Here is a 13,708-nt window from a genome sequence, read left to right on the forward strand (position 1 = left end):
CAAAACCGTGCATGGTTAAACTAATTGCATACGCATCGCTCAATGAACAAGCGCAGCAAAGACGTTACTCGGTTTTCACCCGACGCATCTATCCACCAAATCTTGTCTCGCCGTGACTTCCTGCGTCTGCTGATGGCGGGAGCGGGCGGCGCTGCGTTGTCGTCATGCGGAGGTGGAGGCGGCGGCGACCAGGAGCCCGCGACGCAAGCCGCAAACGGCGTATCTGAACCAGCGAACGCGATCAGCCCGCCCACTACCACGGTCTCGGGAGATGCCATCCGTTCGCCCGGTACCACCGTCTCGGGGGATGCAACTCGTCCGCCCAGCACCGGGGTTTCGGCGGCCGCAACCTATTCGCCCGGCATTACCATTCCGCGCGCTGCATCCATCACTGACAGCGCGGGCGACATCTGGACGCTGGTCGGCGGCCGTGTAATGAAAAACGGCATCAACATCCTGACTGGCTCGAGTGTCACGCTAGCGTTGATTCTGTATTTCAACGGCATTGTCTTCGCGCAGAATTCGCGCGGCGTCTGGTATCAGAACGGCGTGCCGTGGAAGAACATCGGCACGATCGATCCTCGCAACGTGGTGAAGCCGTCGAACAAGTCGCTGTTTTATGGCGTCAACGGCCACATGGCCTGGAACGCGGGCGTCTACTACACGATGTCGGCGGAGCAGCAACTCGCCATCCTGAAGGACCTCGGCGTGACGATGTATCGCTGCGACACGGCCGATGCCGGCATGTCCACGACGCTCGCGATGGCCCTGCGCGGCGCGTTCGCAGGCAGCGGCGTCGGCATCATGCCGGTGCTCAATCCGCGGTCGTCAGACTGGAATTCGAGGGGCACGGAGGCCACCGCACATTCGCTCGGCTATGACCTTGCCGTGCGCTGCACACAACCGTTGAAGGGCCTCGTCACGCATATCGAATGCGGCAATGAACTGGATACGGTCGGCCTGCAAATCGGCGGCGACGGCAGCCAGACTTTGGACTGGAACCCGGCTGAATGGCCATCGTTCCGGGGCGTGATCCGCGGCATGATCGCGGGCGTGAAGGCGGTCGATCCGACCATCAAGTGCGGCGTGAACGTCGGTACACCGATGGCTTATCGCGCATTGCAAATGCTCTGGAACGGCATCACGCCGAACGGGACGGCAACCGGCGTATCGGGTGCGGCGACGCTCCAGTGGGACTACACGACTTATCACTGGTATCACAGCTCGGGCAAGATCGAGTGCGGCGGGCGCAACAACGCGTGCATCAACGTGCTGCAAGTGCTGAAGGACTCGTTCAACGTGCCCATCTGGCTGACGGAATGGGGCTGGTCCGGTTCGGCGGATTCGGCGACGGCGCAATCGGCGTATGTGCAGGAAACGATGGCGTCGTACTACGCAATCAAGGACACGTACAACCTCGAAAGCATCATGATCTTCACGATGATCGACGTCGACTACGGCCTGATCCTCGCCGACGGCGTGACGAAGGGCCCGGCATACGAAACATTCAAGCACTTCATCGCCGTGAATCCTGTGAGAGCGTTGTGATGAATCTTCGAGTTAGTTAAGTTGTCCACCATTTGTTTGCGCTGGCGTCGCATTCAGTAGCTAGCGATAAATACCCATGTATTAGGTATCTATTACATTTTCTCCGGCTGAAGAATTAACCAAATAGATAAAGTTTCCGCTTGAGCCGTCGATAACTGAAAGGACATCGACAGGTACCGGCATTCTGACTGTTCGGTTTTGTCCACCGGTCCGTCCTGCGTCTGCCCTAATATCAATAACCGGCTCTGGGATTTATCAATGTTCAACTTGCATCATCTCAAGGTCGGCACGCGGCTGACCGTTGGCTTTGGCGTCGTCGTTGCGATGCTTGTGATCGTGGCTGCGATCAGCTTCTTCAACATGCGCACGCTCAACAATGGGATCGCGCTTATCACCGAAGACCGGATGGTCAAAGCGGCCGAGATATCCAAAGCCAAGGACTCGGCAAGTCAGACCGTTCTGCGATTGCAGCGCGCCGCAATCACGGGACGTCAGGAAGATATTCAGGCGATGAAGGCCGGTATTATTGAGGCATCCGAATCCACTTCAAAGCGCCTTGAACACGTTCGACGGCTAATTTCGTCATCACGCGGTCATGAACTGTTCAACGCGCTTGTCGAAGCGCGTGGCCGTAACACCGCCGCGCGCAATGTCGCCGTCGACATGTTGACCGCAGGTCAAGTCGACGATGCCCGTGCGCACATCGCCGGACCGCTCACAACAGCCCAAGGCCAGTATTTCGCGGCGTTGGACGCGATGGTTGCCTACCAGTTTCAGTTGGCCGACGAGTCCGCGAAGGAAGCGAACGCCGCCTACGATCGCGCGTGCCTGCTCTCGTTTGGGGCAACCATCGCGGCTGTGCTCATGGCGATTGCCGCCATGCTGGTCATCACGCGATCGGTGACGAAGCCGGTCAAAGACGCGCTGGATGCGATGACCGCGTTGGCGCAAGGCGATCTGACTCATCGCGTCGAAGCCGCTGGCCGCGACGAACTCGCCACCCTGATGCGTGCGATACAAGCCGCATTCGCCAAGCTGTCTTCGCTCGCGAATGGAATCAAGGAGTCTGTCGACGTCATTCGAACGGCATCGGGTGAGATCGCGGCTGGAAGCACGGATTTGTCTTCGCGCACCGAACAGCAAGCGGCATCGTTGGAAGAGACTGCGGCGAGCATGGAAGAACTCACTGCGACCGTCAAGCAGAACTCCGAGAACGCGACGCAGGCAAGTGGCCTCGCCGACAACGCGAATGGCGTTGCAAACGAAGGCAGCGCGATCATCGGGCAAGTCATTCAAACGATGGACGCGATCGAGCAAAGCTCGGGCAAGATCGGGGAGATCATCGGCATGATCGAGGGCATCGCGTTTCAAACCAACATTCTCGCGCTCAATGCCGCCGTCGAAGCCGCGCGCGCGGGCGAACAGGGCCGCGGTTTCGCAGTCGTCGCGAGTGAAGTGCGCAGCCTGGCGCAGCGATCGTCGACTGCGGCGAAGGAAATCAGAGAACTGATCGAAGCGTCGGGCGATCGCGTTCAGACCGGTACGGAGTTAGTGGCAAAGGCAGGCGAAACGATGCAGCGGGTCGGCACTGCGATTCAGCGCGTCACTGACATCATGGGCGAGATTGCGTCGGCATCGAATGAGCAGACGCGCGGTATCGAGCAGGTGAATCAGGCCATCTCGCAGATGGACGAGGTGACGCAGCAGAATGCCGCGTTGGTCGAAGAGGCGGCGGCCGCGGCGGGATCGATGGAGGATCAGGCCAAACAACTGAGCGAAGCGGTCGCCGTGTTTCGCACTGGCCAGACGTTTGCGGTAGCTCCTCAAGTCACGCGACCGCTGCTCCGTGAGAAACAACCCAAGGCAACGGGCGCCGTGAAGCCGCCGGTTACACCGGCGTTATCGGGCGCGGACTGGTCGGCCTTTTGAGCTTCGACAGGCACGCTTGACTCGTCGCGGCGGAAACGCGCTGGCGAATGATACGGCTTAATGCCATACCGCAACGAACGTTCTAAAACCGGTACACCGCCGACGCCATTCCGTTGACATCCAGTCGCCGCTGCGTAATCGGGCTACCCGCGGCGGATTTCTCGAGGCGTCCGACTACCGCCGCAACGTTCGCGGACCAGTGTGAGTCGATCTGATACGTGGCGTTCACATTCAGGTGGACGTCACGCAGGCCCGATCGAGTTGCGTATTGCGGCAGTCCCGACGCGGCGCTTTCCTGCGCATTCACGCCAAAGAACGTCGCCGTGTACGTCGCGCTGGCCCATGTGACTCCCGGCCCCATCGACACGAGCCATTTGCCGAGCGGCGCGGACATGTAGAAATCCGCCATGGCGGTCGTCCCTTGGCCGGTTCCGGCGATGTCCTGATAGACCGCCGCCGCGCCGGTGAACGCCCACCAGGTGTAATCCGCAAAGAGGCGCAACTTGGGCCCGTAATGCACATCGGGCAAGCCCTTGAGTCGGGCATCGTCGGATGCGCTGCGTGACTGGAAATCGAAACTTATAGACGTACCGACGTGATAGTTCTCGCCTTGCAGCACGTTGATGCCGAGCACATCCGGTCCCTGAGAGAAGATGCGATCGCGCCACGAGATGTCCTGCGCGGGCAGCGGAAACAGCTTGAGCCGGGAGGAGCCGGGATACGCCGGAAAAATGTATAGCCCTGGCCCGACGGCGACTTTCCAGTCACCTTGCGCTGGTGCTTGTGCTTGCGGTTCGACGGCGCTGACGCTGCCAGCGGCCCATAACAATGCATGAGCGATGCATCCTGCAACGCGCGTGCGAACGCCGCGTGACATGACGGTGCCCTTCACGCCTTTTCCGCAATTGAAGCCAGTTGCCGCAGCCGACGCGCCAGCGCGCGTGACACGACGGGCGTGGGATTGTCGGCGCAAGTGCTGGCAGCCGCGCTTTCCCGCAAGAAAAGCCCGCATTCGCGTGCCACGACCTCGCGCTCGTTATCCGAAGAGATCATGTGATAGGAGTCATCGAGCCAGATCGTTCTAAGGAATGAAGCGCCGACATTCGCCCCGATGAATTCCGCATTGTGCGGGCTCGACGTTTCATCGTCGATCGCGTGAATGATCAGGCAATCGCTCGAAACTTCCTTCGTTATCCTTTTTACTAAAGAAGCGAGACGGCTCGCTTCGTGAAGCGCGGGCATCGCGATCGACGCGGCCCCGACCTCGCTGATACCGCTCTTCTGCATCGCACGTGCAATCTTCGACCGCAACGCTTCGTTCTTGAGGCCATAGGGTTCGTGCTCGCGATACCTGTACCGCGAGCGCAGTGGCGTGTAGTAACACCAGTCCACTAGGAAGTGGTACCACGGAATCGCCCAGCCGTCATAGTCGAGCGTGATCGAAAGTAGCAGCAGCGCTCGTGCATCCGGCCGCTGGTGCGCCACGGCTGCCGCGAGCGTGGCTCCCATCGAAAGTCCACATATCGATACATGCCGATAGCGGGCGGCGAGTGCGTCGAACTCACTCACCGCTGCGCTGATCCACTGTTCCATCGACAGGTGTCCGGTGCCCGCGCTGTAACCGGGCAACTCCGGCGTGTGCGTCGCGAAACCTTCGTCGCCAAGAAAGCGGGCAATGAAGCGCAATTCGAGCGGCGAACTCGAAAGCCCATGTAGAAGGAGAACAGCGTGATCGCCGCTTTGTGATGTCTTGAAGCTGGGCTGCGTCACGATCGCTCTTCCATTCGCAGAATAAGAAAATCGCCAGGCGGCGTAGTGAATCGTTCACAAACGCATTCGGCCGGGCGCCAGTCATGGCCATCCGAACGAAAGCGCATGCGATGCCGCCCGGGAACCAGGCGATCGGCTACGCGAGCGAGGTCTTCCTGATGAACATGTGCATGCTTCCGGCCGAACACGACGCCTGCGCTGAACGACTGCATGTCGATGGAAGCATCGGCAATCACAGGCGACGACGCAGCCAGGAGGCTTCCTTCGACGCTGGTCGCTGCGTCGAGAGCCTTGATCAGAATGAGTGAGCGGTTGTATTGAGCGATGTGATGCAGCAAGCGATGCATCTCATCGGTCGACCGTTGAGCCAGCAGCCGCTCGTTGTCGTGACGCAGCAGCATTTCATAACGCGACTGCGCCACTGCGGCAAGCAGCTTTGCGCGATACTGCGCGCGCCTGAGCCGCTCGACGAGCGTAATGAATAGAACCGTAATGAATGGGTAAGAGACCAACAGAACGATATCGGACTGATCGATGAAATCGAGGCGTCCGTAAGGCGGAACGAAAAGATAATCCGCGATGCACAAACCAGCCAGCATCACGCAGACAGCAGGCGCGAGCCCGCAATAGTACTGCACGAGTACGGCTGCAATAAGAAAGGCGGTCCCCGGCATGACCGGGCCGAGTACCGGATGCAACAGTGCGCGAACGACAGCCGCGGCAAGAAGCGCGGCCGCCGCGATGATCCATCGCCTGACACCACGAGGCGCCCAGCGCCGGGAATTATTGACTCGCATTCACTCGAATAAAAGAATTGCTGGCAGACAGATACGCACGGCTTGAAGCAGAGCGAATCCGCATGACTGGCGGGTAAACTGCGCTCATCGTTATGGCATTCGTTGCGTCTGTGCTTTCACCGAGCGCAGTAAAGGCGGTAAAGACGATTGCGAATCGCGAGCCTCGTTATCACTCTGGCTTGCCGTCCACTCCAACAGCACGCTATTGCAGCCTTGCTTAAGGCGCGCTTATGACTTGCTTCGGGTCTACCCGGTGACGAGTCAGTTCAGCGGCTTACAGACGGCTTCCGTTTGTGACGGGCCTCGGATTGTCTAGCAAGAATGTCGAACGACAAATGGCTGAATTCCGAAAAATCCTCACCGTGACGCTTTGGGCAGGAACGTGCCGCGCGTTGTATGGAGAGGAGGCGGAATGAGGCGCGGGTGCGCCGAGATGGATGAGCGCAGCTTTCGCTAGCTCGTTGTGATTTTGCCCGCATATTAAGCCGGACGTAGGCGGGACAGACGATTCGAAGAACAGCGGGCTGTCGAGCGTGCAAGCTCGTTTGCCAAAGCGGCGGCGCCGATGCTACAGGCGCCGCCGCTCACTCGTATCAACCAGTTTGTTTGCCCGAGTAAACCGGGAAGCGGCGCGTCAAGTCCGCGACGGTTTGTTTCACGCGAGCGAGCGTGCCCTCGTCTTCCGGCGCTTCAAGCACGTCCGCAATCAGATTGCCGACGATCTCCGCTTCCTTCGTGCCGAAACCGCGCGTGGTCATCGCGGGCGAGCCCAGACGCACGCCGCTCGTGACGAACGGCTTCTCCGGATCGTTCGGAATCGCGTTCTTGTTGACCGTGATGTGCGCGTTGCCGAGCGCCGCTTCCGCGGCCTTGCCGGTGATCTTCTTCGCGCGAAGGTCGACGAGCATCACGTGGCTCTCGGTGCGGCCCGACACGATGCGCAAACCGCGCTTGACCAGCGTTTCGGCGAGCACGCGCGCGTTGTCGATCACGGCTTGCTGATACGCCTTGAACTCGGGCGCGAGCGCTTCCTTGAACGCGACGGCCTTCGCCGCAATCACGTGCATCAACGGGCCGCCCTGAATGCCGGGGAAAATCGCCGAATTGATCTGCTTCTCGAACTCCGCCTTCATCAGGATGACGCCGCCGCGCGGCCCGCGCAGGCTCTTGTGCGTGGTGGTCGTGACGAAGTCCGCATGCGGCACCGGGTTCGGATAAAGCCCCGCGGCGATCAGACCCGCGTAATGCGCCATATCGACCATGAAGTACGCGCCGACGCTCTTGGCGATCTGCGACAGCCGCTCGAAGTCGATGCGCAGCGCAAACGCCGACGCGCCCGCGACGATCAGCTTCGGCTTGTGTTCCTTGGCGAGCGCTTCGGTCTTCTCGTAATCGATGTCTTCGGCTTCGTTCAGCCCGTAGCTCACGACGTTGAACCACTTGCCCGACATGTTGACCGGCGAGCCGTGCGTGAGGTGGCCGCCTTCGGCGAGGCTCATGCCCATGATCGTGTCGCCCGGCTTGAGCATCGCGAAGAACACGCCCTGATTGGCCTGCGAGCCGGAGTTCGGCTGCACGTTCGCCGCTTCGGCGCCGAAGAGTTGCTTGACGCGATCGATTGCAAGCTGCTCGACGATATCCACGTACTCACAACCGCCGTAATAGCGCTTGCCGGGATAGCCTTCGGCGTACTTGTTCGTGAGTTGCGAACCCTGCGCAGCCATCACGGCGGGCGAAGTGTAGTTTTCCGACGCGATCAGTTCAATGTGATCTTCCTGACGGCGGTTCTCTTGTTCAATGGCTTGCCAGAGTTCCGGGTCGACGCGCGAGACAGTACCAGACGAATAATCAAACATGAACGGCTCCGATGAAGTGGGCGATTAAACGTGGAAAGCAACGCTTGCCGACCGTGTTCGCGGGGCGCGCGACCGCAAATCGGCCTTGCAGTGACGCAAGCATCGCCAGATCATGCCGTGACTCGTATCGCCGGGACTAGGACGTTTTCGCCATCTTTCGTGGATAAAAGCGTCACCCTCCACACGCGCGGCCAAGCATCATCAACCGTGGTCCGCGTTCTTGCCGGTTTGCAGAATCGGATGCGACTCGCCGGGAATCGGCCTGCCGCGATTGTCGGTCGGAACGAGTTGCGTCTGGAACGCGACGAATAGCGCCTGAAACTTGCCGTCGACTTCGATCATCACCGCGCCATCCTGAAACACGCCGTTCTCGTTCGAATGGTCTTTCGTATGGCTCCCCGGCGGCGGCTTCGGATTGCCCTGATTCATGTGCGTTTCGTGCAACCCGTCCTTGCCCGGTTCGAACAGGAAGCCGAAGCCATACACCGTTACGTCTTTCCGGGGCTTCCATCCAAGCCGGTTGTCACGATAGCTCGGTGTCGGATAAACATAGTCGACGCCATCGACGGACATGTCGAGTTGCAGCATCTCATTGATGAGCGCGTTGATGTCGTTGTGCTCGTCCTTCGTGTCGAGCGGAATGGGACGCATCGCAGTGAGATCGACGAGGCGCTTGTCATGCACGTAGTCCAGTTTTGGAAAGCCCGTTGTCGACACGCCTGCCGCAAGCGTGGCGAGATCGGCGGTCATCGGATGCTCGAAGTACTGGTCCCACAAATAAAGCACGAGATAACCCGCTGGCCCGGTGAGCGAGCTGTCGGACTTCACGTTCGTGACGATGCGAAACTCATTGCCGTTCTGGTCTTCACTGACGATGACGTAATGCGGATCGCCTTCGTAACCGTCCAGAAAGGGAACACCGAGGGTGACCTTGCCCTTGAATACGACATAGGGATTACGTGCCATGCACCTCTCCTTTACGTGAAACGTCACGGTATTTTCAGCTTTGAAAGACCTTCGTGCACAGTAGTTGAAACCTTCGAGTCTTCTGTCACGGTCGCGTCATAAGCCTGACCATAATGTCTTGCAAACGCAATTCAAAGCATATCCGTTCCCAAAAGGAGTTCGACGTTCATGGTCACGAAGATCCAGCAGGATGGTGCATCGATCGCATCGCGCCGTGGCTTTCTCAAGCTCGCAGGCGCGTCGGGTCTCGCCACGGCCGCCAATGTGATGAGCGGACCCGCGCTCGCGCAGACATCGAATCCTGATGGAACGCCCGAGCAAGTGCACCTCACGTGGGGTGAAGACCCGACGAGCGAAGTGATCGTGAGCTGGGCGTCGCTCGCACGAGCGATCAAGCCGCGCGTTCGCTTGAGCAGGGAAGGCGGTCACGCGCACGAGGTTCACGCGATCCAGCGAACGTACACCGATGGTCTCAACGGCGAGACCGTCTTCACCTATCACGCACGCTTGCACGGGCTGCGTCCCGACACGGCCTACCGTTACGAAGTCACCGCCGACAACGACAGCCGAGCCGCGCAACCCTTCAGCGCGAGTTTCACGACCGCGCCGCACGGACGCCGCAAGTTCCGCTTTACGAGCTATGGCGATCTGGCGACGCCGAACACAGGTTGGGTATTGTCATCGCCGCAAAGCCGCTTCGCGGTGCAAGCCGTCGAACGCTTTCAGCCGCTCTTTCATCTGTTGAACGGCGATCTCTGCTATGCGAATCTCAACCCGTCGCATCAGCCGGAAGTTTGGCGCGACTTCGGGAACAACGCGCAGACATCGGCCGCGAATCGTCCGTGGATGCCCTGCCCCGGCAACCATGAGATCGAGTTTCACAACGGCAAACAGGGCTTCGATTCGTATTTGACGCGCTACATGCTGCCCGACAACGGCACGCATTTTCAGGGACGCTGGTACAGCTTCAAGATTGGCTCCGTGCGCTTCATTTCGCTCGATGCGGACGACGTCGTCTATCAGGACGCCGCCGCGTTCGTTGCCGGCCCCGCGCCGCTCGTGCCTGCCGCGAGCACGGGTCACGCCGCCATTCCGCCCGGCACGTCGCTTTATGTTCGCGGTTATAGCAACGGCGAACAGACACGCTGGCTGGAACGCACGCTGCGCGAGGCATCACATGACGACGACATCGACTGGATCGTCGTGCAGATGCATCAGGATGCGCTCAGTTCATCGAAGACGGGCAACGGTTCGGATAAAGGCATCCGCGAGGCATGGCTGCCGCTCTTCGACCGCTATGGCGTGGACCTCGTGCTATGCGGCCACGATCACGACTACGAGCGCAGTCATCCGGTGCGCGGCTGCAATCATCATGCGGGCCGCAACGTGCTGACGGGCGAGCGCGTCGACACCCTTCAACCGCGTCCGGTGACGACAGCACAGCGCGCAAACGATCCGATCGACTCGACGCGCGGCACGATCCACCTGATTCTCGGCGGCGGCGGCACGAGCGCCCCGCTCGATGTGTACGGCACCGATCCGGGTAACGGGTTGCCGCAAGCGCAAGTGTTCACGAAACGCAATGCGCCGGCCCCGGGCGCGACTGCGGGCGCATTCGTCCGCCCCGGCGCCGATGCCGTCGAGGATGCAATCTGGTCGGCGCAACGCGATACCGGCACGGGCTATGGCATCGCCGTGTTCGATGTCAATCCCGGTGAGCACGGCGGCAAGACTTCCATCACGATGAGTTACTACCATGCACCGGGCGCCGATCAGACGTCGACGGGCGAGTACGAGCTGTTCGAAGCCGTCGTGCTGGAGAAGCAGTGCCGCCGCTGAACTGAGTCAAAGACATAGCCCCGGTGACAGATGACATCGGGGCTTTAATTCTTTCGTTATCCGTATTATCGCTAGAAACCGATGCACCATAGCGATGCATCGCGTCACAAATAATTCATTCAACTCAGACTTCCGAAGGCCGTTAAGCATGCGAATTCATCGGCGGACCAGAGCCGCGATCTGGATGAACTCAACGGCGCCATGTCGATCCTCGATCGCACCACGCAAGAGAATGCAGCATTCGCTCAGGACGGCGTGCAGGCCGCGCAAGGGCTGCGCAAGAAAGCCGAAGCCCTGACCTCGGTCATGCAGGCGTTCACGCTGGAAACGTGCTGAGCGCAATATCTGCCGGAACAGTCCCTCAACTCTTGCGCCATCGCTCGCGCTGGAACGCGTGCCGATGTGCGAATCGACGGTGGCCATGCTTTCTCCACTAGCGGAATGTGAAACGAGCAGCGAGCCCATCATCTCGCGGCTCATCGAATCGTGCGCGCTAAAGGCGCTCTTTCAGCCGATCGTGCGGCTCTCGGACGGCGCGGTCATCGGACACGAAGGGCTCATTCGCGGCCCGGCAGGCGGAGCGCTCGAATCGCCGATCGCTCTCTTCGCTCGCGCGCACGATGAAGCACTCGCCGTCGAGCTAGAACAAGCCGCAGCGCGCGCATGCATCGAGGCTTACTTCAACGGTCGCCTGGACGGCGACGCGCTTCTCTTCGTCAACTACAGTGCTGCCGCGATCAGCTCCGAGCCGGATCGCGAAGCCTCGTTGCTGCACGTCGATCGCAAGCGGATCGTGATCGAACTGACGGAGCAAAGCCAGATTCCCGACCTCGATGTCTTTGCCGCTTCAGTCAATGCATTGCGTGCAAGCGGCTTGCGCTTCGCGCTCGACGATTACGGCGTCGCTAATGCGTCGCTGAGTCTGTGGGCACACTTTGCACCGCACTACGTGAAGGTCGACCGATACTTCGTTCATGGCATCGCGCAGAATGCAGTGAAATTCGAAGCCGTCAAATCGATGGTGTCTTTCGCGAACGCGACCGGCACATTGCTGATCGCGGAGGGCGTCGAATGCGCAGCGGACCTCAGAATCGTGCGCGATCTGGGTATCCCGTTCGCGCAGGGCTTCTTGCTTGGGCGTCCATCGCAGACGCCGGCGACGCGCGTGTCCGAATCCGCCGCTACTCTGCTGCGATCGCAACAGATCGCGGTGTATCCGGCGACGAAGCATCGTCGCGCCGATGTCAAAGAAAGCGCGAATCAACTCGAATTCATGTTGATCGAAGCGCCCACGCTTAAGCCCGAAGCGCGCAACGACGACGCCGTGCCTCTCTTCAACGCGTTTCCGTCCCTGCACGCGCTCGCTGTGGTGGATCGCCATGGCACGCCCGTCGCGCTCATCAACCGGCGTTCGCTGATCGACCAGTTCGCGTTGCCGTATCACCGCGAACTCTTCGGCAAGCGTGCATGCATGCAGTTCGCCAATCGGGAGCCGGTATCCATCGAACGCACGGCGAGCATTGAAACGATCGCCACGCTATTGACCGATGACGAACAGCACGCGCTATCCGACGGCTTCATTGTTGTCGACGACGGCAAGTACATCGGTCTCATTGCAGGCGCAAGGGCAGTGCGGGCCGTGACCGAGCTTCGACTCGATGCTGCGCGTCACGCGAATCCGCTGACGTTTCTGCCCGGCAATCTGCCCTTGGGCGCGCATATCGAACGCCTGATCGATAGCGGCGTGGGGTTTGTCGCGTGCTACGCGGATCTGGATCACTTCAAGCCCTTCAATGATCGTTACGGCTACTGGCAAGGCGACGCCGTCTTGAAAGCGGTTGCGCACGCATTGTCGTCGGCGTGCGATCCTCATGGCGATTTCCTCGGCCACATTGGTGGCGACGACTTCCTGATCCTCTTTCAAAGCGGCGACTGGTACGAGCGGATCAGCAGGGCCGCAGGCGAATTCAACGAGCGGGTGCGCGTCTATTACTCCGCTGAAGACCGCGCTGCGGGCGGTATCATCGGCGAAGACCGATTCGCGAGGCAGGCGTTCTTTCACTTCGTGAGACTGTCCGTCGGCGCGGTCACCGTCAAGCCGGGGCAATTGCGCGCAGCGGCGCAACTGAGCAAGGTCGCGTCAGTTGCAAAGCAGCGCGCGAAACGCGACACCATTGGCATCGTCGTGATGGAGTTCTCTGTCGATGGCGACGTCATCTGACCGTCTGCTGCGACTGTTCATTCGTCGTCTGCACTTCTACCGGTCGAACGCAAGTCATCGCGCGCTTGCTGCGCGAGCGCTTCATAATGCTTTCGAAACCTAGTCAGCTCTTTCTGGTCGAGTTCCTCGAGATCGAGTAGCGCGTTATGTGCGTTGTCCAGCGCCCGGATGATTTCGTCGAGCTTTATCTGCATTGCAGCGGTGTCGCGATTCTGCGTATTCTGAATCAGGAACACCATCAGGAACGTGACGATGGTCGTCGACGTATTAATGACGAGTTGCCACGTGTCGCTGAAGTGGAAGAACGGTCCGGATAAGCCCCATACCACCACCAAGCCCACAGCGACGACGAACGTCGATGCACGGCCAGCCAACTGCGCAAGCGTGTTCGAGAACTTGAGGAACCAGGAAGTCTTCATGTCGTCTCCACGTCATCGGATGCTGGTTTGCTTGATTGCTCTTCGCATCATCGGAGGAAAAGGCGCTCAATGTCCCGGTCCGTTTTCCTCGATACAAGTCAACACTAGCGTGCTATCGGCATTGGCTCCGGGGCTTAACATCGCCGTGTGCAACTCGGAGCTGCTGCAGCGCCAGTCGGCTTGTACATCGCGTCTACACGACTGCGCAGAGTCACTTAGGCTTCTTTGATCCGGCATGTATTGGCATGTGTCGCGGCCATCGCATTGACGCACGAGGTCGCCGGTTGCGTTGCCGGCCGGCGCGCCGCAGTTCGCGCCATAGGTCGCGGATATGACGGTAATCGTCCGCGCACCCGCATGTGA

At 60.0% G+C, this 13,708-nt stretch carries 11 protein-coding genes; 4 read left to right on the plus strand and 7 right to left on the minus strand.

The features are described 5' to 3' along the window. The first annotated feature begins 102 nt into the window (after nucleotides 1–102). Both LDZ21_RS23120 and LDZ21_RS31215 read left to right on the plus strand, forming a co-directional pair. Nucleotides 103–1,548 carry a glycosyl hydrolase gene (locus tag LDZ21_RS23120; protein ID WP_244796289.1) on the plus strand — a complete coding sequence of 482 codons (1,446 nt, stop codon included), beginning with the start codon at nucleotides 103–105 and terminating at the stop codon, nucleotides 1,546–1,548. A 258-nt stretch (nucleotides 1,549–1,806) separates the two neighbouring features. After that, nucleotides 1,807–3,477 carry a methyl-accepting chemotaxis protein gene (locus tag LDZ21_RS31215; protein WP_280519434.1) on the plus strand — a complete coding sequence of 557 codons (1,671 nt, stop codon included), beginning with the start codon at nucleotides 1,807–1,809 and terminating at the stop codon, nucleotides 3,475–3,477. An 82-nt stretch (nucleotides 3,478–3,559) separates the two neighbouring features. Here the strand turns inward: LDZ21_RS31215 and LDZ21_RS23135 are convergent, their stop codons facing one another. The 5 genes from LDZ21_RS23135 to LDZ21_RS23155 all read right to left on the minus strand — a co-directional run bounded on the left by LDZ21_RS23135 (nucleotide 3,560) and on the right by LDZ21_RS23155 (nucleotide 8,866). Further along, nucleotides 3,560–4,354 (minus strand): MipA/OmpV family protein, encoded by a 795-nt coding sequence (locus LDZ21_RS23135; RefSeq protein WP_244796748.1) that lies wholly within the window; start codon nucleotides 4,352–4,354, stop codon nucleotides 3,560–3,562. An 11-nt stretch (nucleotides 4,355–4,365) separates the two neighbouring features. Further along, a complete protein-coding gene (locus LDZ21_RS23140) occupies nucleotides 4,366–5,247 on the minus strand; it encodes an alpha/beta hydrolase (protein WP_244796290.1) in 882 nt (293 codons plus the stop codon). Beyond that, nucleotides 5,244–6,044: a DUF4118 domain-containing protein gene (locus LDZ21_RS23145; protein ID WP_244796291.1), complete on the minus strand. Its 801-nt coding sequence runs from the start codon at nucleotides 6,042–6,044 to the stop codon at nucleotides 5,244–5,246. Before LDZ21_RS23145 ends, LDZ21_RS23140 begins: the two co-directional genes overlap by 4 nt. 593 nt (nucleotides 6,045–6,637) lie before the next feature. Then, entirely contained in the window at nucleotides 6,638–7,900 is a 1,263-nt protein-coding gene (gene glyA, locus LDZ21_RS23150; protein WP_244796292.1) for a serine hydroxymethyltransferase, read from the minus strand. A gap of 201 nt (nucleotides 7,901–8,101) precedes the next feature. Continuing rightward, nucleotides 8,102–8,866 carry a YukJ family protein gene (locus tag LDZ21_RS23155; protein ID WP_244796293.1) on the minus strand — a complete coding sequence of 255 codons (765 nt, stop codon included), beginning with the start codon at nucleotides 8,864–8,866 and terminating at the stop codon, nucleotides 8,102–8,104. A 168-nt stretch (nucleotides 8,867–9,034) separates the two neighbouring features. Here LDZ21_RS23155 and LDZ21_RS23160 point away from each other — a divergent pair, with 168 nt between their 5' ends. Beyond that, a complete protein-coding gene (locus LDZ21_RS23160) occupies nucleotides 9,035–10,705 on the plus strand; it encodes a purple acid phosphatase family protein (RefSeq protein WP_244796294.1) in 1,671 nt (556 codons plus the stop codon). A gap of 156 nt (nucleotides 10,706–10,861) precedes the next feature. Here LDZ21_RS23160 and LDZ21_RS23165 read toward each other — a convergent pair whose 3' ends face one another. Then, nucleotides 10,862–11,128 (minus strand): hypothetical protein, encoded by a 267-nt coding sequence (locus LDZ21_RS23165; RefSeq protein WP_244796295.1) that lies wholly within the window; start codon nucleotides 11,126–11,128, stop codon nucleotides 10,862–10,864. Between LDZ21_RS23165 and LDZ21_RS23170 the strand changes: the two genes are divergently transcribed. Further along, nucleotides 11,127–12,926, plus strand: coding sequence for a GGDEF domain-containing protein (locus LDZ21_RS23170; RefSeq protein WP_244796296.1), 1,800 nt, complete (start codon nucleotides 11,127–11,129; stop codon nucleotides 12,924–12,926). The two genes, LDZ21_RS23165 and LDZ21_RS23170, sit on opposite strands and share 2 nt — an antisense overlap. A 17-nt stretch (nucleotides 12,927–12,943) precedes the next feature. Here the strand turns inward: LDZ21_RS23170 and LDZ21_RS23175 are convergent, their stop codons facing one another. Then, on the minus strand, nucleotides 12,944–13,345 hold the full coding sequence (locus LDZ21_RS23175; RefSeq protein WP_244796297.1) for a low affinity iron permease family protein: 402 nt from the start codon (nucleotides 13,343–13,345) through the stop codon (nucleotides 12,944–12,946). Nucleotides 13,346–13,708 lie beyond the last annotated feature (363 nt).

Source organism: Caballeronia grimmiae (assembly GCF_022879615.1).
GTDB lineage: Bacteria > Pseudomonadota > Gammaproteobacteria > Burkholderiales > Burkholderiaceae > Caballeronia > Caballeronia grimmiae.

Excerpts from the sequence above, each read along its gene's own strand:
- LDZ21_RS23135 (WP_244796748.1), bottom strand. The coding sequence starts at position 4,354 with ATGTCACGCGGCGTTCGCACGCGCGTTGCAGGATGCATCGCTCATGCA.
- glyA (WP_244796292.1), bottom strand. The coding sequence starts at position 7,900 with ATGTTTGATTATTCGTCTGGTACTGTCTCGCGCGTCGACCCGGAACTC.
- LDZ21_RS23165 (WP_244796295.1), bottom strand. The coding sequence starts at position 11,128 with ATGGCCACCGTCGATTCGCACATCGGCACGCGTTCCAGCGCGAGCGAT.
- LDZ21_RS31215 (WP_280519434.1), top strand. The coding sequence starts at position 1,807 with ATGTTCAACTTGCATCATCTCAAGGTCGGCACGCGGCTGACCGTTGGC.
- LDZ21_RS23155 (WP_244796293.1), bottom strand. The coding sequence starts at position 8,866 with ATGGCACGTAATCCCTATGTCGTATTCAAGGGCAAGGTCACCCTCGGT.
- LDZ21_RS23145 (WP_244796291.1), bottom strand. The coding sequence starts at position 6,044 with ATGCGAGTCAATAATTCCCGGCGCTGGGCGCCTCGTGGTGTCAGGCGA.
- LDZ21_RS23160 (WP_244796294.1), top strand. The coding sequence starts at position 9,035 with ATGGTCACGAAGATCCAGCAGGATGGTGCATCGATCGCATCGCGCCGT.
- LDZ21_RS23175 (WP_244796297.1), bottom strand. The coding sequence starts at position 13,345 with ATGAAGACTTCCTGGTTCCTCAAGTTCTCGAACACGCTTGCGCAGTTG.
- LDZ21_RS23170 (WP_244796296.1), top strand. The coding sequence starts at position 11,127 with ATGCTTTCTCCACTAGCGGAATGTGAAACGAGCAGCGAGCCCATCATC.